This is a genomic window from Binatus soli (SeqCode) (assembly GCF_050015535.1).
GTDB lineage: Bacteria > Desulfobacterota > Binatia > Binatales > Binataceae > Binatus > Binatus soli.
The window spans coordinates 37,029-59,031 of record NZ_JBEKBF010000007.1; the positions used below are offsets into that span (position 1 = coordinate 37,029).

A 22,003-nucleotide genomic window follows, 5' to 3' on the forward strand; every position below is an offset into this window, starting at 1 on the left:
TGCGTTGTTACGCGACAGAATGTCCCGCCTTGGAGCATCAGTGAGTATCCAGTGAGTATCGACGGATGACAAACCTCCAGTGGCAGAGAAGTTGCTCTATGAGTGATGGCGAAGTGCACATCGACTCAAGCGGGGGCAACGATCATGTCGCATCGATACTATTACTGTACATCAGTAGCTACTGCATCATTAGCTACTATATCATTAGCTAAATGTTCTGTGTTGGTACTAATATTGTATACTCTTTCACTGATATGCGGATCTCCCGCCTTTGCCCAAACAATTGTCGACGGCGGCTTGACCGCTCCAGAAGTGGGCTGGTCGTTGAGTTCCAATCTGCTGGTTAACGGCGATTTCTCGCAAGGAAAGGCGGGGTGGATATTTGGGAGCCCCTGCTTCGGCATCGATCCGACCACGCTAGCACCCAACGGCGCCGCTAGCCTGGAGTTCAAGTCCGCAACCTCCTGCGGCGATCCGGTCGCAATGAACTCGCTCAAGGTTAGCGGCGGACAGGCGTACACGCTCAGCGGCCAGATCATGACGGAAGAGTTTGCGGGCACGGAGTCAACCGGCCCGATGTTCGATCTATTCGAGGTTGTCCGTTCTCCTATCATCAGCGGCACCACCAACTGGACCAGCGCGACTCTGCAGCATCTGGTCGTCGCCTCAGGGGTGACCTCGTCTGTTCGCGCGCAGGTCTACGGCTCAAAGCCGACCGGGAACGCATGGTTTGCAAACATGTCGCTGCAGCAGGAGATGCCGCCGGGGCTACAGATGTTCCTGCTATACCCGAACTACCGCGGACTGATGTTTTCGGATCAAAGCCAGGTCGCAAGCATGGACCTGATCGTCACTCCGCCGGCGGGGACGTCGCTGGAGAGCCTTCGCGTCGAAATCGTCGCGGTCAACGCGGGGGGCAATACGGTTGCCAGTCAGACCTTCACTCCCGAGTCGACTGAGTTCACCGGCACCCTCGACATGACATCCTTGCCACTTGGGACCTACCAGGTTGCGGGAATGCTCGAGGACTCCAGCGGCAACGTGCTGATGGCGCAGAGCCCCTACTCGATCGTGAAGCTCGATGCATCGGTGCGCTCGGGCATGAAGGCGTGGATCGACCCGGCCAACCTCGCGCATTTCATCGATGGCAATCCTCACTTCGTGCTCGGAATCTACGACACGACCGGGTGGTCGTGCGGCACGGCTGACTATGTGAAGGAGCTTGCCGGGATCGCGCAGGCGCCGATCAACATGATTATCAACTACTTTCTTGCCGATGCGCCGACGTGCGCGATTACCGCCTACACCACTGCAACGCAGGAATTCGGGATGACGTTTCTGCCAACCGTGGGCAACTTCTATTCGAACAACGGGGATTTTCCGACCACTCTCGCCAAAGAGTTTGGAACCGACGATCAGGATCAGCTGATTTCCGATTACGCCTCCGCGTTGTCGTCCGACCCTGGGGTGGTGGGATATTACGTTCAGGACGAGCCGCCGATCAGCCTGCAGCCGGAAACGTTCCACCAGTATTCGCTGATCAAGGCGAACGATCCCTCGGGCTTCAACCTGGCGGTGCTCGCCCTCCCGCCCGATCTCCCGTTCTGGAAGGACACGGTGGATGTCTTGGGTGTTGACCCCTATCCGATCACCGCGGCCAGCGGAAACGATCTCGCCGGAGTTGCGAAATGGACTCGCGCGGCGTTTCAGGCCGGACGCGGCTCGCGCCCGGTGTGGACCGTCATCCAGTTCTTCCAGACGTTCTTGGAATCCGCATGGCCGACCCAGCAGCAGCTGCACGACATGAGCTGGATGGCGATCGTGGAGGGCGCGACCGGCCTCTTTTACTGGTCATACGGCGAGCGCGGACTCGGCTGGGTGAGCGATCCGGTCGAGCACGCGGCGCTTTACCAGGAACTGATCAACGTGACCACCGAGATCAAATCGTTGGAGCCGGTGTTGCTCAGCCCCGACGCCGCAGTGATCACCGCGAACTCCGCGCAGGGCACCGTGTTCACCAAGACGAAGGTCGGGGCCAATGGAACCCGCTACCTGTTCTCGTACAACTACACCGCGTCTCCTGTCACCGCCGAGTTCACGCTTGCGCAGCCGGCGGCCAGCATTCTCGACTACGACACCGGAGTCAGCAGTGCGCCGGACACCAGCACAACCTTCTCCGACGCATTCCAGCCCTACCAGGCGCACATCCTTCTCATCAGCGATTCCACCCTGTCCCCGACGCCAACCCCGACTGCGACTGCGACCGCGACGGCAACCATCACGCCAACCAAGACGGCAACGGCAACGAAGACTGCAACGGCAACGAAGACGGCCACACCAACCGCAACGCCGACCCCCAACGGCAGCGCCGCGCCGGCAACGCTTTCGTTCGGCTCCGAAGTCGCCGGACAGACCTCGGCGACCATGACCGTCACGGTGACGAACAAGAGCCAGGCGCCATTGGTCATCTCCAGCGTGACCCCGTCAAGCGCTGACGGCTCTGCAACCGCCGAGTTCAACGTTACTGGCGGCGGGTCGTGCGGCTCAACGGGTTACCCGTACACCGTGGGGCCGTCGCCGGACACTTGCACAATCACCGTCAGCTTCACGCCGAGCGCGATAAGTGCGGCCAATGGCCGCACCGGAGCGCTGACGATCATCGATGATGCCCCGGCGGGCATGCAGACCATCAGCATGCAGGGGACCGGCACGGCCGATGTGACTACTTCACCCGCTAGCGTGACGATCACGAACGAGGACTTCGGCAAAACGGTCACGCAGTACGTGACGATCACCAACAAGCAGTCGCAGCCCGTCACGCTGACCCCGAGCATCACGCAAAGCGCGACCGGCTTCGCTCTGGCTGGCGGCGGTACCTGTGTTGGCTCGCCGCCGGTCGTGCCGGCGGCCGGGAATACGGGCGACCCGTGCACGATTGCCTACACCTACTCGCCGAGCGCTTTGACGCCGCCAAGCGAGTCCGGCACTTTGACGATCACCACCAGCCCCGACTTGGCGCCGTCTCCGTACCACACCGTTACGCTCTCGGCCACTACTGTGCCCGACACGGTGGGCGCCACCGCCGCGGTGGGCACGGCGGTGGTGGGGTCGCCAGTGACGGCGAATGTCCTGGAGGTGGCCGACCTGGCATCTCCGACGTTCGGGATCGGGGCCTTGGGCGTCCGCATTGGCAGCACGGCCAACCCCGCGCCGTACAGTGGCGGGAGCAACAATAACGCGGCCGATTTCTCCGTCAGCTCGACTCCGGGGACCTGCCCGGTTGGGGCGGCGGCGAATGTGACCTGCTACCCGGTGACATTCACGGCGACCGAGGGCACCCTGAGCAGCCACGTGACGGAGAGCGCCTGCGTCAACGTAACCGTCGCGAGCGATCCGGGGACCTACGCCAACGCTTGCGCCGGCGGCACGAACGCGCCGGGCGTCCATACCATCAGGCTGACGGGGGTCGGAGAGTAGCCGGCTGAGACCGCGCAGCCATCGCAACAGGAGCAAACGCCCTGTCCGGCAATCGTGACCGCACAGGGCGTCTAGTCAAAGGCGATTTCGGGACTCGTACCGAGCCGCGCGGCGCGCGGTAATTCGCGGGCGCGGCGCTACTAACCCGACGCCCAACCCGTCATAATGCCCAATGGAAATCCCGCGATGACCTACCTGGCAGCCGCAATCCAGATGACCGCCGGACCAGACAAGGCGGCAAACCTGGAACGCGCGGAACGGTTCGTCCGCGTCGGCGCCGCTCGCGGTGCAGACCTCGTCGCGTTGCCCGAGGTCTTCAATTGGCGCGGCAAGCGTAACGAGCAGGCGGCTGCGGCAGAAACGCTCGACGGTCAATCGCTCACGCTGATGTCGCGCCTGGCGCGCGAGCTGCGAATCCACCTCGTCGCGGGATCGATCACCGAACAGGCCGCCGGCGAGTCGCGATGCTACAACACGTCCGCGATCCTCGGCCCCGACGGCGGCCGAATCGCCGTGTATCGCAAGATTCACCTCTTCGACATCGATCTTCCCGGCCGCGTGACGGTGCGCGAATCGGATTCCAAACTCGGCGGCGCGCAGCTCGTCTCCGCTCGAACTCCTCTTGGCGCGATTGGACTCAGCATCTGTTACGATCTCCGCTTCCCGGAACTCTATCGCCGGCTGACTTTTGCCGGCGCGCAAGTTATCGCCGTGCCGAGCGCGTTCACGTTCCCCACCGGCGAGGCGCATTGGGAGCCGCTGCTCCGCGCCCGCGCGATCGAGAACCAGGCGTACGTGATCGCGCCCGCGCAGTTCGGTCCCAACATTTACGGCTACAGCGACTACGGCAATTCAATGATCGTCGATCCATGGGGACGCGTGATTGCTCGCGCGGCGGATCAGGAAGGCGTCGTGGTGGCGCCTATCGACCTCGAGTATCAGGACCGCGTGCGGCGCGAACTGCCGGCGTTGGAACACGCGCGCATCCGGGCCGATCGCGACTGAAGCTATACGTCGGGGGATCGCATGAACAGACAGAGGCTCGGTTTTCTAATTGTCACGCTCGCTCTTTCAATCAACGCACCTGCATTCGCGCACGATATGGCCGAGATGGAAGAAATGGACGGCCACGACATGGCGCCCAACGCGATGGGCGGTCAGATGGGCATGAATGCGCACATGGTGATGACATCTTCGCGTCCGCAAACGCCCAATGACATCGAACGCGCGCATGACCTGATCGGCACGCTTCGCCGCGCGCTCACCAAGTATCACGATTCCAGAGTGGCGCTATCGCAGGGCTATCAGATCTTTCTGCCGACGGTTCCGCAGGAGGTTTACCATTTTACCGACTACGGCGCCGCATCACAGGAATACAGCGGCCATTTCGATCCAACCCGTCCCGGCTCGCTGCTTTACGTGAAAAATCCGAGCGGTGATTACGTTTTGGTCGGCGCGATGTATAGCGCGCCCGCCGACTACACGCCCGATCAACTCGACGCGTTGGTTCCGCTCAGCGTGGCGCATTGGCACGCTCACACCAACATCTGTCTGCCCAACGGAATCACGCTCGACGACGTCTTGCGCGGCGACATCGGCGCGACGCATCTCGACATGCCGGGCATGATGCCGGCGGCGTCAAGTCGGTCCGCACCCGCAATCAACCGCCGCCTGGGTTTCCTGGCCGACGGACGCTTCGGGTTCACCGGCAAAATCGCTGACGCCGCCGAGTGTGAAGCCGCGGGCGGTCATTTCCTCAAACAGGCGTTCGGCTGGATGGTCCACGTCTATCCGTTCAACGGCGACGACTTGAAAGTTGCATTCGGCATGAGCGTGCCGAAGCCTCCCGCCAACTGAGCTACCCTGACCGCGAGCTTTCCTTCTGTGGCGCGGGTCTCCGCCGCCGGCCAGATTCGCCTTGACGCCGCGCGCTGGGCGGGTTAAGCAGGCTTCGCGTCGGTGATCTGACGAACTGGGACGGGTAAACTGGGGAATTGTGGCGACAGATAAAATTTCGGTTCAATAGCTGATTAAAACCGCATTGAACTGCGGGCTGCGTGACTCGCCGCGCTATCGCAGCTACTATCTCAGACGCCCAAGGGCTTGCGCTTGAAGGATTTTTGTCATGGCTGATGGACCGCTGATTGGTTTTCGCGTTCTTGACCTGACCGCCGTCATTTCGGGGCCGTTCTGTACGCAGCTGCTCGGCGACCTTGGCGCCGACGTGATCAAAATCGAACCGCCCGACGGCGACTCGATGCGCCGGGGCGTCGGCCCACAGCGCGGCGGCCTCACCGCGGCGTTCCTGAACTTCAACCGCAACAAGCGCAGCATCGTGATCGACATCAAGAAGGAGCACGGCCGCGACCTGGTGCGCCGGCTCGCGGTTAAGGCCGACGCTCTCGTCGAGAACAATCGCCCCGGTGTCGTCGAGCGCCTCGGAATCGGCTACGCCGACATTCGTCGCGCCAATCCCAAGGTCGTCTATTGCTCGATCTGCGGCTTTCCGCCCAAGGGCCGCCTGGCGAATTTTCCCGCCTACGATCCCGTCATCCAAGGCTACTCTGGCATGGCCTACCTCCAGGGCGTCAAAACCGGCCAGCCAACCGCCGTCAAGATGGCGCTGGCGGACAAAGTGAGCGGGATGACTGCGGCGCTGTCCGTAGTTAGCGCGTTGCACGCCGCGCGCGCCCGTGGCGTCGGCCAGTACATCAAGGTCCCGATGCTCGAGGCGATGATGGCCTTCACGGCCAACGATTCGATCTACGGCTACACGCTGCTGCCCGAGGACGAGTTCAAGCACCTTGCGCCCAAGAGCACTTCGCTCGATCCTTTCAAAACGAAAGACGGATGGCTCACGATCGCGCCCTTCACCGAGGCGCAGTCAAAGCGGCTGGCCGAGGCGGTTGGGCATCCCGAATTCTGGCCTGAGACCTCGGATCGCGCCGAGCGCGGGCGTAATTTCATGCGCGGCTTGGCAAAGGTCTTTCCAGAAAAAAACACCGCCGAATGGCTGCCCGTGCTCGAGAAGGCCGACATTCCATGCGGCCCGGTCCACAATTATGAAACGCTCCTGCAGGATCCGGAAATCGTCGAAAACGAGAGTTTCTCGATTTACGAGCATCCCAGCGCCGGCCGCGTGCGCACCGTGAATCCCGGTGCGCGATTTTCGGAAACGCCGATGAAGATGTGGCGCGTGCCGCCCAAACTCGGCGAACATACCGACGAGATTCTGCGCGAGGCCGGGATCGAACGTAGTCAGGTCGAGGAACTTCGCGCCGCCAAAGTGATCGTCTGACCCGCGCTTATCCGCAGCAGAGGCTGGTCCCTGCTACGCGAACATCTCCGGCTCGCGCGATCGCAGCCACACCAGCCCGCGATACATATAGTGTACGAACGACGCCGCGGTGACCGCGACCGTTGCGATTAGCAGCGCATTGAAATCTTCGGGCCAGTGGTTTCCGGCTCGCGCCAGCACGGCGATCACGCACCCCAACTGCAGAACCGTGCTCAGCTTGCCAATAAAACTCGGCCGGACCGGCACCCGCTCGCCGGTGAAGAACGAAATCATCAAGTAGCCGACGACGATTACGATGTCGCGGATCAGGACCACGCTCAGCAGGTAGCCGGGCAACTCGCCGCCGATCGTCAGAACGACGAACGCCGACACCAGCATCAACTTGTCCGCGAATGGATCGAGAAACGCCCCCAGTTCAGTGCGCCAGTCGAACCACCTCGCGAGCGTGCCGTCGAGTCCGTCGGTCACCGCGGCCGCGACAAAGACATACAGCGCCGCCGTGTAGCGTTGGCGGGTTAGAAATGTCAGGAAGATCGGAATCGAACCGATCCGGCACAGGGTCAGAAAGTTGGGCAGATTCAGCAGATTGCCGTACGAGGGCGCGGGCTGCGCGCTGTGATGCGCATGGACGCGAGTATGTGAAGGCGCTGCCATCGTTGAATCGGCTTCAACGCGCGGTCAGATTACGGCGTCCGCAGCCTTGCGCAGGCGCCCCGCGACGGGCGCGCTGACGCGGGCCCGCACCGAAACCAGGCCGTCGCGGTACTCCTCGCTTAGCACTTCTCCATCCCGTCGCGCCATTGCCACCAGGTCGCCGCGCCGGGCCGGGAACGTGACCGACACTTCCTCGCGCGAGCCGCCGAGATGGCGCCCGATAGCGTCGAGCAAATCGTCGAGACCCTCGCCCTTCAGCGCCGAGATCGAGACTGTGTCGTGCGCGCCGTTTCCATGCGGCGGGTTTTCGGCCAGGTCGGCTTTGTTCATGACGACGATACGCGGCACCGCGCCCGCGCCGATTTCCTGGAGCACTTCGTCGACAATCGTCATCCTTTCTGCCACCAGCGGCGAGCTCCCATCGACCACGTGCAGCAGCATCGTCGCGGTACGCACTTCCTCGAGCGTGGCCTTGAACGCGTCGATCAGCATATGGGGCAGGCGATGGATGAAGCCTACCGTATCGACAATCATCACGTTCATCTTGCCCGGCAGCTTCAGGCGCCGAATCGTCGGATCGAGCGTCGAGAACGGACGATCGGCGACCTCAACGCCGGCGTCGGTCAGCGCGTTCATCAGCGTGGACTTGCCCGAGTTCGTGTAACCCACCAGCGCGACGGTCGGATAGGGAACCTCGAGGCGGCGCTGGCGCTGAATCGTGCGCGTGCGTTCGACCTCACCCAGCCGCGCTTTCAGGCGGGTGAGCCGCTCGCGCAGCCGCCGCCGGTCGACCTCGAGCTGCGTTTCTCCGGGTCCGCGCGTACCCACGCCGCCGCCTCCCGCGCCGCCCCCGCGAACGCGCGAAAGATGCGACCACTGCCGCGTCAGCCGGGGCTGCAGGTAGCTGAGCTGCGCGATCTCGACTTGCAGCTTGCCCTCGAGCGTATGCGCGCGCTGCGCGAATATATCGAGAATCAGCTGGCTGCGATCGATCACGCGGATCTTGAGTTCGTTTTCTAGATTGCGCGCCTGCGCGGGGCTGAGCGCATCGTCGAAAATCGCAAGCGACGCGCCCTTCGCAAGCGCCAGCTCGCGCACTTCGGCGGCTTTGCCTTTGCCGATAAAGGTGCGCGGGTCGGGGGCTTTCAGGCGCTGGCGAACGACTCCGGCGATTTCCGCGCCGGCGCTTTCGGTCAGGGCTTTGAGTTCGTCGAGCGATTCTTCGCTGCCGATTCCCGCTTCGGTACCGAGTTCGATCCCGACCAGGATGGCGCTTTCGTGATGCTCGTGGGCGACGTCGTAGGATTTTGCCAGATTGTTATACCTCGATCGCGTAAAACTTATCATTTCAGTCTATCAGATATTCGCGATCCTCGGTACGCCCCCGCCCCGCTCGCTCGACCAGCGTGCCCGTGCTCTCATCTCAACTCGACGGCGCCGGGAGAGAAAATCTGCTCCATCTCCGCGATGAACGTATCGGTCGGCGTCACGCGATAGCTGTCGCCCAGCAGCATCACCGCCTCGCGGCCGTCCTCCAGGCTCAGATGCAGGTACGTCATCGACTTGCCGCGATACCGCGAGAGCATCGCCTTGAGCGCATCGAGGCCGCCGTTTTCGAGCCGGCTCATCGGAGCCGTGATCCGCACCTCGCGGATCGAATCGAGCAGCGCCGAATCCAGCGGCACCAGGCTTTCGAGGATTATCTGCGCGCGCTCGTCGTCAACGTCGAGCTTGCCGCGCGCGACCACCGGCTCGTCGCCCATGATAATCGCCTCGAACTTCTGATAGGTCTCCGACCATGCGATCGCCTCGACCGCGCCTTCGCGATCCTCGAGCGAAAAAGTCGCGTAACGCTTGCCCGACTTGTTGTTCTTCAGTTTCACGGCGTGGATCACGCCGGCTATCTGGACCGGGCTTCCGTCGGGCGCGGCGGACAGATCGGCGGTCGTGACTTTGCTGATTCGTGCGAGGTCGCGATCGTACTTGTCCAGCGGATGCGCCGTGATGTAGAAGCCGAGCGCTTCTTTTTCGAATTTCAGTTTCTCTCTGGCATCCCATTCGGGAATCGGCTCGCGCGCCGCCAGCTTGGGCACTTTTACTGCGCCCCCGAACAGGCCAATCTGGTTTTTCTCCGCGTCGCTTTGCGCCTTCTGCGCGAGTTTGATCGCCTGCTCCGCCTCGGCCATCAGCGCGGCGCGCACCGCGCTCACTGAATCGAACGCGCCGCACTTGATCAGCGCATCGAGCACGCGGCGGCTGATCAGTTGGGTGCCTACGCGCATGCAGAAATCCGCCATGCTCTCGAACGGACCGTTTGCCTCGCGCTCCGCGATAATCGCCTCCGCCGGCTTGCTGCCGACGCCGCGAATTGCCGCCAGGCCAAAGCGAATCGCGCCGCCCGCCACCGTGAATTTCACCCGGCTCTGATTAACGTCGGGCGGCAGGATCGCAATCTTCATGTCGCGCAGTGCCGCGATGTTCTTGTAGGTCTTGTCGACGTCGTCCATGTCGAGCGACATCAGCGCCGCCATGAACTCGTGCGGGTAGTGCGCCTTCAGGTATGCGGTCGTGTAGGTGGTCAGCGCATACGCGGCGGCGTGCGACCGGTTGAATCCATACGATGCGAACGTTTCGATCTTTTCGAAGATCGAATTGGCGAGCACGGCATTGACGCCATTTTTCTTCGCGCCCTCGATAAACCGCTCGCGCTCCTTTTCCATCACGGCATGGTTCTTTTTGCCCATCGCCGCGCGCAGGATGTCGGCCTGTTCGAGCGAGTATCCCGCCAGTGCCTGCGCCGCGCGCATCACCTGTTCCTGGTACACGATAACGCCGTAAGTATCGCGCAGCACCGGCTCCAGGAGCGGGTGATCGTACTCAACCGGCTCCTTGCCGTGCTTGCGATCCACGTAGTGCTGGACCATCGTCTTGCCGTCCTGGATCGCGTCGAGCGGACCGGGACGAAACAGCGAGCCCGCTGCGATCACGTCGTCGAAGCAGGTCGGCTTGAGCTCGGTGATAAACCGGCGCATCCCCGAGCTTTCCAGCTGGAACACGCCGACCGTGTCGCCGCGCGAGAGCATCTTGTAGGTGTCGGCGTCGTCCAGGCGCAGCCGGTTCAGGTCCGGTGGCGCCTTGCCGCCGGCCTTGATCAGCGCGAGCGTGTCGGCGATCAGCGTCAGGTTCTTGAGCGCGAGGAAGTCGAACTTGATCAGCCCGATTTCCTCGACGCCCTTCATCGAATACTGCGTGATAGCCAGCGCGGCTTCGTCGCGTTCCTTGTCCACGTACAGCGGCACCAGGTCGGTGAGCGGCTGATCGGAAATGACGACGCCCGCCGCGTGGCGCGACGCGTGGCGCAGCAGGCCTTCGAGCTTGAACGCGTAGTTGAAAAGATCGGGATGCAGTTTGCGCTCGGCCTTGAGCCGCGGCTCCATCTCAAGCGCGTCGGCGAGCGGAAAATCGCGGCCCTGCTTGGGCGCCGGATATAGCTTGACGATTTTGTCGGTCTCGGCGAACGACAGTCCGAGCACACGGCCGACGTCGCGGATCGCCTGCTTGCCCTTGATCGTTCCAAACGTGATTATCTGCGCGACGTGATCGTCGCCGTACTTCTTGCGCACGTAATCGAGCACCTCGTCGCGCCGCTCGAAGCAAAAGTCCACGTCGATGTCGGGCATCGACTTACGCCCCGGATTCAGCCATCGCTCGAACAGCAGCCGATGCTCGACGGGATCGACCTCGGTGATTCCCAGCGCGTACGAGACCAGGCTGCCGACCACCGAGCCGCGGCCGGGACCGACCGGAATTCCAAGCCCGCGCGCGTAGCCGATAAAGTCGGCGACGATCAGCATATAGCCCGCGAAGCCCATGTCGCGGATTACCGGAATCTCGCGATCGATGCGTTCCTGGTACTGCGACTCGTCGAAATCGGCGCGGCGCGCGCGGATCTCCGCCAGGCGGGCGGTCAACCCCTCGCGCGCTCGCCGCTCCATCTCGGCGTCGAGGTCAACGCCCGGACCGGACTTGAAAACCGGGAAATGAAACTTGCCGAATTCGAATTCGAAATCGATTCGCCGCGCAATCTCGACGCTGTTGCGCAACTCTTCAGCGTCGGCGCCGAATGCGCTCGCCATCTCGTCGGGCGTCTTGACGTAAAGTTCGTCGGTATCGAAACGCCATCGCGTCTCATCGGCCATCGTCTTGCCGGTCTGGATGCAGAGCAGGACTTCGTGCGCCTTGGCGTCTTCGCGATGCAGGTAATGGCAATCATTGGTCGCGACCAGCGGCAGCCCGACCTGTTTGCCGATTTCGCGCAGCGCCTCGTTGTACGGCGAATGGAGCTTGTTGTCCTGGAGTTCGAGATAGTAGCGGCCCGGAAACATTTTAGCGTACGACTCGGCGGTCTCGCGCGCCTTGTCCATGCGATCCTGCCGGAGCCATCGCGCGATCTCGCCTGACAGGCAGCCCGACAGCACGATCAATCCGCCGGACAGCTCGGCGAGGATTTCCTTGTCGATGCGCGGTTTGTAGTAGAGCCCGTCCTGGTACGCGGTCGTGAGCAGCTTGCAGAGATTTCGGTAACCTTCACGATTCTGCGCGAGCAGGATCAGATGAAAGTTGCCGCCGCCGTCGAAGTCGTCGCTGCGCGGAACTTGCGTGCGATCGGTGCGCTTGCCCGGCGCGAGGTACGCCTCGCATCCAATGATCGGCTTGACTCCGGCTGCCCTGGCCTTCTGATAAAACTCGACCGCGCCGAACATGTTGCCATGATCGGTTATCGCGATCGCTTCCATCCCCGACGCCTTGGCGTGATCGATGAGCGGCCCGATTTTGTTGGCGCCGTCGAGGAGGCTGTACTGCGTGTGGACGTGAAGATGGACGAAACTCATAGCGGCCCTCCCCCTGCACCGGACTTGCAGCCTGCGCTGCCCGCCCGTTCCCCTCACATCTGTATTGCTCGCGCGCGCCGCTTGTTTCGCGACGCGCGCGAGCGCCAACTGCTACTTCTTTTTTTCCGCCGCCTCGGGCTTCTTCGCAGCCTTGTCCTTGTCGCCGCCTTCTTTGGCTGCACCCTCCGCGGGCGCTGCCGCGGCGCCTTCGACCGGCGCACCCTCGACAACCGCGCCTTCGACCGGTTCCACCACCGCGGCGACTACCACTTCCTCAACCGTCGGCGGCAGCACGGTGACCACTGGATAATCGGTGTCGAAGATCGGCTTGACGTTGCCGGGGAACTTGACCGCCGAGACGTGAACGACCTCGTGTATGTCAACTTCAGAAACATCAACCTCGATCGAATCTGGAATCTCCAGCGGCAGGCATTCCACCGTAGCGGTGCGCTCGAGCGGCGCCAGTATCCCGCCGTTGGCGAGGCCTTTGGCCTTGCCCGTGAACTTGAGCGCCACTTCGACGCGAATCGGCCGCTTGAGATCCACCTCGTACAGATCCGCGTGCAGGATCTCGCCCGACACCGGCGCGCGCTGCACGTCCTTGAAAATCACGTACCTGCCGTCGATCTCCGCGGTGCTCGACTTGAGCTTGATGATGCGCGTGTGCGCGGCCGCCGAAATCCTGGCCTTCAGTTCCAGGCGATCGATCGCCAGGGGCATCGGCGCAGTCGTGGGTCCGTACAATATTGCGGGCACGCGGCCATTGCGCCGCAGCGCGTTGTTCTGACCCTTGGGTCGGGTGGCGCGTTTCTCGCAGGCTAGTTCACCGGTCTCCATTGTGTCCTCGCTTGATGGTTCGCGCGCTCATGCAAAGAGCGAGCTTACCGACTCCTCATTATGAATTCGCTTGACTGCTTCCGCCAGCAGGCCCGCGACCGACAGCACCCGGAGCTTGGTGAGTTCGGCCTGTGCCTTGGCGCGCAGCGGGATAGTGTTGGTCGTAACAATTTCAGTGATGTTCGATTTATTCAGGCGATCGCAGGCCGGATCCGACAGGATCGGATGCGTCGCGACTGCGATTACTTCCGACGCGCCGGCGTTGGCGACCACCTTGGCCGCCTCCGTGATGGTGCCGGCGGTATCGATCATGTCGTCAACCAGCAGCGCGATCGAGTCCTTCACTTCGCCGACCAGTTGCATCTCGGCGACTTCGCTCGCACGCCGGCGGCGCTTGTCGATGATCGCGAGGTTCGCGTTGAGCCGCCGCGCGTAGGCGCGCGCGCGTTCCACGCCGCCCGCGTCGGGCGACACCACCGAAACCTTCTTTCCTTCGATGCGCTTGCGCAGGTAGCTGATCAACACCGGCATCGCGTACAGGTTGTCCACCGGAATGTTGAAGAAGCCTTGAATTTGCCCGGCGTGCAGATCCACCGTGAGCACGCGATTCACGCCCGCGGTCGTGATCAGGTCGGCTACCACCTTTGCGCTGATCGGCACGCGCGGCGCAACCTTGCGATCCTGCCGGGCATAGCCGAAGTACGGGATCACCGCCGTGATGCGCCCGGCCGACGCGCGCCGCAGCGCATCGGTGAGCAGGATCAGCTCCATCAGGTTCTCGTTGGGCGGCGTGCATGTCGACTGGATGACGAAGCAATCGCCACCGCGCACGTTTTCGCGGATTTCGACCATCACTTCGCCGTCGGGAAAGCGGCCAACCTCGGCTTCACCCATCTTCACGCCGAGATGCTCCGTCACCTCGCGCGCGAGCGCGGGGTTGGAGTTCCCGGCGAAAACTTCGAGTTGGTCCTTGACCCTGTCCGACATCTTCAATTCCCCCGCGTCGTGATCATCATGCGATTCCTCAAGTACCTCAAATTATCGCGCAGATTGGCTGGGCGGGAAGGATTCGAACCTTCGAATGCCAGGTCCAAAGCCTGGTGCCTTACCAGCTTGGCGACCGCCCAGCGCATTTGGATTCAAAGGCTCAGGGCCCGCGCTTCTCCCAACCAGACAGTTAAAACTAACCGCCGGCGAAACGCCATGTATGGGCGCTCAGCCGGCGAATCTCGAGCAATCCAATCTATTCGGACCGAACCGCCGCGGGACCGCACTGCACAACTGTCGCGGCGAACCTGCCCGGACTTCGACTTTAGCAGCCGGTGTGCAGGAATTGCGATGTTATTGATGCGGTTTTTCGCTGTCAATCCGTCGCCCCTGCGACCATGCACAGCCCCGGTGCGCTTGCTGGATTTCAGGCTACCTGGCGTCAGATTCGCCATCGGATTCGCCGTCGGTATTACCATCCAGGGTCGTCGCCGCAATCACCTTTGCGAACGGCGCACGCCGGCGGATCTTCATCGCCGCGCTTTCGGCCGCGTTGGTCGAATCAAATACGCCAAAGACCGCTCCGCCGCTGCCCGACATTTGCGCCGCGCGAGCGCCCGAATCTTCAAGCAATCCTTTAAGGCGGCTAATCTCGGGAAACTGCGCGATCGCGACCGCGGCCAGGTCGTTTACCGCGATCTCTGCGGAGATATCGCCCTGCGCGATCGACGCGATGTGCGCGTCGGGCGCCGCACCGCTCCATCCCGCGGGCTCGAGCGCGCGAAAGATTGCGGCGGTCGAAACCTCGAACGGCGGCACGGCGATAACTATGGGCCATCGCGGGACTCCCGCGATGGCCACAATCCGCTCGCCGATACCCGTTACCCGCGACGGGCGCGGATCGAGAAAAAATGGCACGTCGGCGCCGAGCGAAAGCGCGATTCGACGCAGCCTGCTCGCCGCGGCTTCGTCGGTGAGCTGCGCCGCCGCCGCCATCATGCACAATATCGTGGCGGCGTCGCTCGATCCGCCGCCGAGTCCAGCGCCCACCGGGATGCGTTTTTTCAAATCGATCGACACGTCGGCGATCAAATCGAATTCGCTCATGAATGAGCGCGCGGCGCGTGCCGCCAGATTGTTCCGGCTCCTGGCGAGTTCCGGCAAGTCGCAGTTGACGGTGACCGAGGGATCGTCCGCGGCGCGGATTTCGACGCGAATTTCGTCAGCGAGCGAGACCGGCAGAAACACCGAGTCGAGTTCGTGATAGCCGTCGCCACGGCGCCCGGTCACGCGCAGGAACAAATTGATCTTCGCGCACGAGCGCCCGGACAGCTCCGTTACCATTGTAGAAATTCTATTGCGGAGCCCGTGGAGCGCCCGGCAACCCGCGCGGCAGCCGCGCGTCCTCCTCGGGGCGGCGAAACGCGCGGCGCGAATCCTGCTGAATCACGCTGATAAAGCCCAGCAAGGTGACCAGCAGTCCAAGCAACACCATCGCGCGACCCGCCAGAAATACCGCGTGATAAAAATCCGTCCGCGCCGTCGCGTACGACGCCTGCCGTTGCTCAGCCGTGAGCGGTTCGAGGACCGCAGCGCCACCCGCGCCCTCATCGAGTTCGTCGAAACTCCGATAGTCCGTTGCGGCGGCCGGTTGCGTGCGCGCGATGATCATCCGGCTGTAAGTCTCGGTCCGTTCCAGCCCGATGCCCCAGTTGGCGGCGCCCAGCAGGATCAGCGCGAGGCCGGTCACGATTTTCCAGTCAGTGTAGATGTCAGGAAGCTTCATTCCGTGAACTGAGACTAAAGCGCGGACGCAGGGAAAACAATGCCGCCCGCCGCGATCTATTCACCGGCGGGGGTTTTGTTGCGCCGCCCGATCGCAAGCCGCTATCATGACTGGACAAGCTCGTATGCCTGCTGAATCCCGACCCAATTCCGCCGAGTCCGCCGCGACTGTCCAGACCACAAACGCGCGGCTGGACGCGCTGCTCAAGCGTTTCGAGGCGGGCGAGATGCGCGCGCTGGCTCAGCTGATCACGATGGTCGAGAATCGCGCTCCCGAGTCGAGCGCGATCATCGAGCGAATCTACGCAAAAGCCGGCCGCGCACAGGTGGTCGGAATAACCGGGCCGCCGGGCGCTGGAAAATCGACGCTCGTCAACCATCTGATCGCGAAGTATCGGGCGCTCGGCAAAAAAATTGCCATCCTCGCCATCGATCCGTCGAGCCCGTTCTCCGGCGGCGCCGTCCTTGGCGATCGCGTCCGCATGACCGACCATTACAAGGACGCCGGCGTGTATATCCGCAGCCTCGCATCACGCGGAAGCCACGGCGGACTCAGCCGCGCGGCGCGCGAAATCGTCAAACTGCTCGACGCTTACGGCAGCGACGTGATCATTATCGAGACCGTCGGCGTGGGACAGACCGAACTTTCGATAATGGATTTGGCCGACACCACCGTTGTCGTTACCGTGCCCGAGGCGGGCGACGCCGTGCAGGTGATGAAGGCCGGGCTGAACGAAATCGCCGACGTCTTCGTCGTCAACAAGGCCGACCGCGAAGGGGCCGATCGGGTCAAGGCCGAGCTGGAACTTGGCGTGCACCTGCGCTCCGGCGACGGATGGCGGCCGCCGGTGCTGCTCACGCAGGCCGCAACCGATAAAGGTGTCGACGCAGTCGTCAGCGCGATTGCAAAGCACGGCGAATACCTGCGCGCACATATCGATTCGGCGCGCGAGTCCGAGCGCCGCACCCGCGAGTTCGTGGAGGTTCTGTCGGCGGAACTGGAGGAGCGCGCCGCACGCGCCGTCGCCGACGGTGGCGCACAGGGCGTGCTCGACGAGATTCGCGCGGGCAAACTGAACCCTTACAGCGCCGCGCGCCGTATAATTGAAGACCGCAAGTCGTTGATCGATTTGCTCCACAACGGCAGCTCCAAACGCGCCGACTGACGCCGGCCTCGCGATGACGGCCAACCGAAAATCGAAAACCGAAGGACGCCTGTTCGCGATCGGCGATATCCACGGATGCCCCGATGAACTGAGCGCGATTCTCAAGTCGATCGCGCCGGCCGCCGGCGACACGGTGGTATTCGTCGGCGACTACGTCGATCGCGGCCCGGCATCGCGCGACGTTATCGAGCTCGCGCTGGACCTCGAACGGGGCGATGCGGAATGCGTGTTCCTGAAGGGCAATCATGAGGACATGATGCTGTCGTTCCTCGGCATGCCGGGAAATTACGGCGAGTCGTTCCTGTTCAACGGCGGCATCGCGACGCTCGACAGCTACGGCGTGCACGAGGAAGACCTCGAGGATGCCTTTGCGCGGCTGCCCGACGCGCACCTGAACTTCATGAGCCGCCTCGCCACCAGCTACCTGCGCCCGCCCTACTTGTTCGTCCACGCCGGCATCGAGCCAGGCCGCCAGCTCGAGGAGCAGCAGCCCGAGGACATGCTGTGGATTCGGCAGGAGTTCATTTTCAATCCGCACAAAATCGACGCGACCGTTGTGTTCGGCCATACTCCGATGCGTGGCGTGATGATCGATCTGCCGTACAAACTCGGCATCGACACCGGCCTGGTGTACGGCGGCAAGCTGACCTGCGTCGAGTTCACCGAGGGCGTGCTCTACCAGGTCCAGCGTGGGCATCAGGCGGTCAAGACACGCAGCATCCCGCTGCGCTGAATTGAACCCGGATTGGCGCCGCTGGAAAAACCGGTTGACCAAAACCGGCTAGAACCTTGCAGAGGAAGGCCGTTCGGTCTATAGGGCGGGTTGGAATCGGAGAGTCAGGACGGAAATTCCGGTTTACTGAAGCATAAAGGGATTGGCGCCTAATACGGAATTACCGCCCAAATCAATACCTAAGCGTTGGTTTGCTCCTCTCGGGCATCGTGGTTGGTCTCTGACAGGACTCTTCCTGACCACGTTGGCAACGCTATCGCTGGAAATGCTCGATACCCGGCTGCTGTCAGTGCTGACCTGGTATCATCTGTCATTTTTCGCGATCTCGATGGCGATGTTCGGCATGTCGGCAGGCGCCGTGCAGGTTTATATCAAACCTGAGCGCTACGAGAGTCACCGGATCGCGCCAGAATTGGTTTCCACATCGGTTTGGTTCGCGCTTGCCATTCCGGTAACGCACGTCCTCAGCCTTATGATTCCGATCGAACTGGATTCCTCGCTGATTGCTATTTTCGCTTTGCTGATCGTGATGATTCTGGTAGCTGTGCCGTTTTACCTGTCGGGCATCGTGGTCGCACTCATGCTCACGCGGGTCCCGGGGAAGATCGGGCTAACCTACGCCGCTGACATGGTGGGCGCCTCGCTCGGCAGCATCCTCGTTATTCCACTATTACATTGGGCGAACATCGCCTCGGCGACCTTTTTTGTCGCAGCGCTCGCCGGCATAGGTGCGCTCTGCTTTTGCCGATTCGCGGACATGCGACTTCGCCGCTCGATGCTGGCGGCAGTGCCCATCCTTTTCGGGCTCGCGCTTCTGAACAGTTTCACGCTGCACGGGTTCCGCGTGATGTTCACCAAGGGCGAGGCACAATTGGCCTCCGAACTTCAATTCGAGGCTTGGAATACCTACTCGCAGGTGACGGTCAAGAAGCCGGTCGCTTCCCAGCCTTACTACTGGGGTCCTGGAAGCGGAATCCCGCAGAAGTCGGTCACTCTTGCACAAATGTACATCGATGGCGGCGCCGCGACAGCGATGACCCAGTGGAACGGCGACGCATCGGAACTCGCCTGGGTTCGCTTCGATGTGACGTCTTTGCCTTATCATCTGCGCAAGGGCGGCGATGTTGGAATCATTGGAGTCGGCGGCGGTCGCGATGTTCTGACCGCGCTATGGGCAAACAGCAAGTCCGTGACCGGGATCGAGCTGAACCAAATCTTCGTGTACTTGTTAGAGGGTCCGATGCGCAAGTTTGCCGGCATCGTGCAGCAGCCCGAGGTCGAACTGGTGAACGATGAGGCGCGTTCCTATCTGACCCGCTCGTCCAAGCGTTTCGACGTTCTCCAGATGTCACTGATCGACACCTTTGCGGCGACGGGCGCCGGCGCGTTAACGCTTTCGGAAAACGGACTGTACACTGTCGAGGCGTGGCGGGTCTTTCTCAATGCGCTCAAGCCCGACGGAATCTTCAGCGTGTCGCGCTGGTTCTCGCCACAGCACGTTTTAGAGACCAGCCGGATCGAGGCGCTCGCGACTGCCGCCCTGATCGATCGAGGCGTACGTAACCCCTCCGATCATCTCGCGATGGCATCGGCCGGAAAGATTGCGACCCTATTGGTTTCCAATGAACCATTTACGGCCGCGGATCTACAAGCGCTATCTTCGGCAGCAAGGCTCTACGGCTTCGATCTGCTACTGGCACCCGGTCACACGCCGGCAATTCCGTTGCTCGGTGCGATCGCGAGATCACATTCGCGCGCCGAGCTGGCCGCGACGACTCAGGATCCGTCGTATGATTTTTCGCCACCCACCGACGAGCGCCCGTATTTTTTCAGCGTGCTGAAGCCGCGCGTTCTGCTAACCATCGGCGGCCTCAAAGAACACTGGGGTGTGAACGCCGGAGGAAATATAATCGCGACCGCCACCATGCTGATCTTAACAGTACTAGCGCTGGCGCTGGTGGCGGCGATGATTCTCTGGCCGCTGTGGAGATTCGGCGTCCCAAATATGCGCAAAGGGACCTTTGCGGCCGCGATACTCTACTTCTCGCTGATCGGATTCGGCTTCATGATGATCCAAATTCCTTACATGCAGAGGTTTTCGGTGTACCTGGGTCATCCGACATATGCGATTGCGGTTATCTTGTTTTCAATGATTTTGTTCACCGGTATCGGGAGCTGGATATCTGACCATGCGCCTGTCGAAACTCGTCCCTCACTAATATATGGAATTGCGCTCGTCATCGCCGCCGCTATCCTGGTGATTACGCTGTCAACTCAATCGATCATCGACAGGACGATCCAACTCCCGACGCTGGCCCGATGCATGATCGTGGTCGCGATGATCGGCCCGCTGTCTGTTTTGCTCGGCTTCTGTTTTCCGATTGGCATGCGACTGGTGGGAAGAGTATCGGAATCGGCAATGCCATGGATGTGGGGGGTCAGCGGCGCGATGGGGGTGCTGTCGTCGATTCTTGCGGTGGCGCTATCGATGTGGGTGGGAATTCATATGAGTCTTTATCTTGCCGTAGCTTGCTACGCCGGACTCGTCATTCCGGCGCGAATCCTGTGGGCAAGCGGTCAAGAACCTGCCGCAGACGCGGAACCCGTTTCCACCGCTCTCGCAACTCAGCGAGCAGAATAAGAGAAGGGCGGAGACCGCCCTACGGTCCTGAGTTTGAAGTACGTATACGAAATCGAATAACTGATTGAGATTCGGAGTTATCCCGGTTAAAAGCTTTGAATTGCCCGGGGTCTTTCGCGGCTTGCGCGCTCACGCTACATTTGACGATTCCCGGTGGCGACGTAGCTCAGTTGGCTAGAGCATGCGGCTCATATCCGCAGTGTCGTAGGTTCGACTCCTACCGTCGCCACCAATTCCCCCTCTCCATTGGGCTTCGTTGACTCATCATCTTCGCGCGCCAGTTATGGTACATTCGTGCTGCCGATTATGACCCCAAGAAAATAGCCGAAATCAAAAGCACGGAACTTGGATGGCTGATGGAGCAGCTTCCGGTTCTGAAGGCGAAGTTCAAAAAGTGTCTTGACATCAGCAAATGGTAGGGCGAAAACCCGCTTTCCAGTTCGATATCCGCAACTGAGAGTCTGTGGAAAATTGAGGAGACTAGAATGCCAACACGATTCGATGGCTTCTACATCGCGCGATACGAAGGATTGGACGCGGACCCGAAACCCGGCTACGGCGTCATGTTCCTGAAGGACGGGAAGATTTATGGTGGGGACAATCTGAGCTGCTTCCTCGGAGAATTTGAAGACAAGGGGAACTCGGTCGTCGCTCGGGTTAAAGTTTTCCTCATAGCGAGCCCATCTCAGTCGATAACGGATGTCGATGATAAGCCATGGGACTTGCCTGATATTCACGGAGACGTGCCGGAAGGCGTCCTTCCTACGGATCTTGTCGTGGAAATGTTCGGTCAGAGACATGACACGCATCAAGATATGCGCGTGGAGTTGCAGCGAATTGCGGTCTGGGGCTAAAAAGCCGCCTTCCAGTGATCTCGTAGAGGCGGGATAGACCAACTCCCACCGTCGCCACCACTGAGATACTTATTCAGCGACAGCGGCGACATCGCCGGCGCCGGAAGCCGCGCGAACCGCCGCCTGATGATTCGCGTCCGACGATTGCCGCGGGCGCGCCTCTGCGGGCTGCGAATCGAAAATCAAATCGCACGCGCGAATCCAGAGGTACAGCGCGATCAGCACCATCATCGGCCCCTGCGACGCGACCACGCGCACGCTCATCCACTCCGATCGAATTGGCAGGTACGCGATCACGAACGCGAGATGGCTCATCACGACCTGGACCATGTAGCAAAGCGCGAGCAACAGACCCCATCGGCGATGCGCAAAAACTCCGATCGCCATCACCCCGAATATTCCCGCCTCGACGATCAGCACCACGCGCGCATCGTCGCCGTTAAATCGCATGCCGGCAAAAATAGTCTCGATCGGATCGACGACGTCGAAATCGCCGATGTGAACGAACGCCCTGAGCGCCAGACACAGCGCCCATAGCCCGGCCATGGCGGCGAAGACCCGAAGATCGAAGGGCCACGCAGCTTGCGGCCCGTTGCGACGGGTGCGCAGTGATTGGCGAGATTGGCGATCGGTTTCCATCGGAGGTTCCGAGCCTATCAGAGCAACACAAGACCTAACA

General features: G+C 61.7%; 16 protein-coding genes and 2 tRNA genes. 9 read left to right on the top strand and 9 right to left on the bottom strand.

The genetic code is table 11. From position 1 onward, the window contains the following. Window positions 1–324: 324 nt before the first annotated feature. The 4 genes from ABR989_RS06880 to ABR989_RS06895 all read left to right on the top strand — a co-directional run bounded on the left by ABR989_RS06880 (window position 325) and on the right by ABR989_RS06895 (window position 6,775). Complete coding sequence (locus ABR989_RS06880) at window positions 325–3,477, top strand: choice-of-anchor D domain-containing protein (RefSeq protein ID WP_428126892.1); 3,153 nt, start codon at window positions 325–327, stop codon at window positions 3,475–3,477. A 186-nt stretch (window positions 3,478–3,663) separates the two neighbouring features. Then, on the top strand, window positions 3,664–4,482 hold the full coding sequence (locus ABR989_RS06885) for a carbon-nitrogen hydrolase family protein (protein WP_428126894.1): 819 nt from the start codon (window positions 3,664–3,666) through the stop codon (window positions 4,480–4,482). Window positions 4,483–4,503: 21 nt separating this feature from the next. Further along, window positions 4,504–5,334 (top strand): hypothetical protein, encoded by an 831-nt coding sequence (locus tag ABR989_RS06890; RefSeq protein ID WP_428126896.1) that lies wholly within the window; start codon window positions 4,504–4,506, stop codon window positions 5,332–5,334. A gap of 268 nt (window positions 5,335–5,602) precedes the next feature. Next, window positions 5,603–6,775 carry a CaiB/BaiF CoA transferase family protein gene (locus tag ABR989_RS06895; RefSeq protein WP_428126899.1) on the top strand — a complete coding sequence of 391 codons (1,173 nt, stop codon included), beginning with the start codon at window positions 5,603–5,605 and terminating at the stop codon, window positions 6,773–6,775. A 33-nt stretch (window positions 6,776–6,808) separates the two neighbouring features. On the opposite strand, the gene ABR989_RS06900 is transcribed toward ABR989_RS06895, so the two are convergent. The 8 genes from ABR989_RS06900 to ABR989_RS06935 form a co-directional block, all read right to left on the bottom strand. Continuing rightward, entirely contained in the window at window positions 6,809–7,429 is a 621-nt protein-coding gene (locus tag ABR989_RS06900; protein WP_428126901.1) for a CDP-alcohol phosphatidyltransferase family protein, read from the bottom strand. A gap of 24 nt (window positions 7,430–7,453) precedes the next feature. Continuing rightward, window positions 7,454–8,776: a GTPase HflX gene (gene hflX, locus ABR989_RS06905; RefSeq protein ID WP_428126903.1), complete on the bottom strand. Its 1,323-nt coding sequence runs from the start codon at window positions 8,774–8,776 to the stop codon at window positions 7,454–7,456. A 71-nt stretch (window positions 8,777–8,847) separates the two neighbouring features. Further along, entirely contained in the window at window positions 8,848–12,321 is a 3,474-nt protein-coding gene (gene dnaE / locus ABR989_RS06910) for a DNA polymerase III subunit alpha (protein ID WP_428126905.1), read from the bottom strand. 111 nt (window positions 12,322–12,432) lie between these two features. Beyond that, on the bottom strand, window positions 12,433–13,158 hold the full coding sequence (locus ABR989_RS06915; RefSeq protein WP_428126907.1) for a 50S ribosomal protein L25: 726 nt from the start codon (window positions 13,156–13,158) through the stop codon (window positions 12,433–12,435). A 27-nt stretch (window positions 13,159–13,185) separates the two neighbouring features. Beyond that, a complete protein-coding gene (locus ABR989_RS06920; protein ID WP_428126910.1) occupies window positions 13,186–14,145 on the bottom strand; it encodes a ribose-phosphate diphosphokinase in 960 nt (319 codons plus the stop codon). Window positions 14,146–14,209: 64 nt separating this feature from the next. Next, window positions 14,210–14,285 (bottom strand) — tRNA-Gln (locus ABR989_RS06925). A gap of 292 nt (window positions 14,286–14,577) precedes the next feature. Further along, window positions 14,578–15,489, bottom strand: a complete 912-nt coding sequence (locus ABR989_RS06930; protein ID WP_428126913.1) for a 4-(cytidine 5'-diphospho)-2-C-methyl-D-erythritol kinase — start codon at window positions 15,487–15,489, stop codon at window positions 14,578–14,580. Between the two features lie 10 nt (window positions 15,490–15,499). Further along, window positions 15,500–15,931 (bottom strand): hypothetical protein, encoded by a 432-nt coding sequence (locus ABR989_RS06935; protein WP_428126916.1) that lies wholly within the window; start codon window positions 15,929–15,931, stop codon window positions 15,500–15,502. A 124-nt stretch (window positions 15,932–16,055) separates the two neighbouring features. On the opposite strand from ABR989_RS06935, the gene meaB reads away from it, so the two are divergent. The 5 genes from meaB to ABR989_RS06960 all read left to right on the top strand — a co-directional run bounded on the left by meaB (window position 16,056) and on the right by ABR989_RS06960 (window position 21,324). Then, window positions 16,056–17,096 carry a methylmalonyl Co-A mutase-associated GTPase MeaB gene (gene meaB / locus ABR989_RS06940; RefSeq protein WP_428126919.1) on the top strand — a complete coding sequence of 347 codons (1,041 nt, stop codon included), beginning with the start codon at window positions 16,056–16,058 and terminating at the stop codon, window positions 17,094–17,096. A gap of 13 nt (window positions 17,097–17,109) precedes the next feature. After that, entirely contained in the window at window positions 17,110–17,829 is a 720-nt protein-coding gene (locus ABR989_RS06945; protein WP_428126922.1) for a metallophosphoesterase family protein, read from the top strand. Between the two features lie 244 nt (window positions 17,830–18,073). Further along, on the top strand, window positions 18,074–20,470 hold the full coding sequence (locus ABR989_RS06950) for a spermidine synthase family protein (protein WP_428126925.1): 2,397 nt from the start codon (window positions 18,074–18,076) through the stop codon (window positions 20,468–20,470). Window positions 20,471–20,625: 155 nt separating this feature from the next. Then, window positions 20,626–20,702, top strand: a tRNA-Met gene (locus ABR989_RS06955). Between the two features lie 253 nt (window positions 20,703–20,955). Continuing rightward, complete coding sequence (locus tag ABR989_RS06960; RefSeq protein WP_428126926.1) at window positions 20,956–21,324, top strand: hypothetical protein; 369 nt, start codon at window positions 20,956–20,958, stop codon at window positions 21,322–21,324. 69 nt (window positions 21,325–21,393) lie between these two features. On the opposite strand, the gene ABR989_RS06965 is transcribed toward ABR989_RS06960, so the two are convergent. After that, window positions 21,394–21,963 (bottom strand): hypothetical protein, encoded by a 570-nt coding sequence (locus ABR989_RS06965; protein WP_428126929.1) that lies wholly within the window; start codon window positions 21,961–21,963, stop codon window positions 21,394–21,396. Window positions 21,964–22,003: the final 40 nt, after the last annotated feature.

What these genes read in the sequence shown, in the direction of transcription:
- ABR989_RS06945 (WP_428126922.1), top strand. Translation starts at nt 17,110, where the DNA reads ATGACGGCCAACCGAAAATCGAAAACCGAAGGACGCCTGTTCGCGATC.
- ABR989_RS06885 (WP_428126894.1), top strand. Translation starts at nt 3,664, where the DNA reads ATGACCTACCTGGCAGCCGCAATCCAGATGACCGCCGGACCAGACAAG.
- ABR989_RS06915 (WP_428126907.1), bottom strand. Translation starts at nt 13,158, where the DNA reads ATGGAGACCGGTGAACTAGCCTGCGAGAAACGCGCCACCCGACCCAAG.
- ABR989_RS06965 (WP_428126929.1), bottom strand. Translation starts at nt 21,963, where the DNA reads ATGGAAACCGATCGCCAATCTCGCCAATCACTGCGCACCCGTCGCAAC.
- ABR989_RS06895 (WP_428126899.1), top strand. Translation starts at nt 5,603, where the DNA reads ATGGCTGATGGACCGCTGATTGGTTTTCGCGTTCTTGACCTGACCGCC.
- ABR989_RS06900 (WP_428126901.1), bottom strand. Translation starts at nt 7,429, where the DNA reads ATGGCAGCGCCTTCACATACTCGCGTCCATGCGCATCACAGCGCGCAG.
- meaB (WP_428126919.1), top strand. Translation starts at nt 16,056, where the DNA reads ATGCCTGCTGAATCCCGACCCAATTCCGCCGAGTCCGCCGCGACTGTC.
- ABR989_RS06930 (WP_428126913.1), bottom strand. Translation starts at nt 15,489, where the DNA reads ATGGTAACGGAGCTGTCCGGGCGCTCGTGCGCGAAGATCAATTTGTTC.
- hflX (WP_428126903.1), bottom strand. Translation starts at nt 8,776, where the DNA reads ATGATAAGTTTTACGCGATCGAGGTATAACAATCTGGCAAAATCCTAC.
- ABR989_RS06890 (WP_428126896.1), top strand. Translation starts at nt 4,504, where the DNA reads ATGAACAGACAGAGGCTCGGTTTTCTAATTGTCACGCTCGCTCTTTCA.
- dnaE (WP_428126905.1), bottom strand. Translation starts at nt 12,321, where the DNA reads ATGAGTTTCGTCCATCTTCACGTCCACACGCAGTACAGCCTCCTCGAC.
- ABR989_RS06960 (WP_428126926.1), top strand. Translation starts at nt 20,956, where the DNA reads ATGCCAACACGATTCGATGGCTTCTACATCGCGCGATACGAAGGATTG.
- ABR989_RS06935 (WP_428126916.1), bottom strand. Translation starts at nt 15,931, where the DNA reads ATGAAGCTTCCTGACATCTACACTGACTGGAAAATCGTGACCGGCCTC.
- ABR989_RS06920 (WP_428126910.1), bottom strand. Translation starts at nt 14,145, where the DNA reads ATGTCGGACAGGGTCAAGGACCAACTCGAAGTTTTCGCCGGGAACTCC.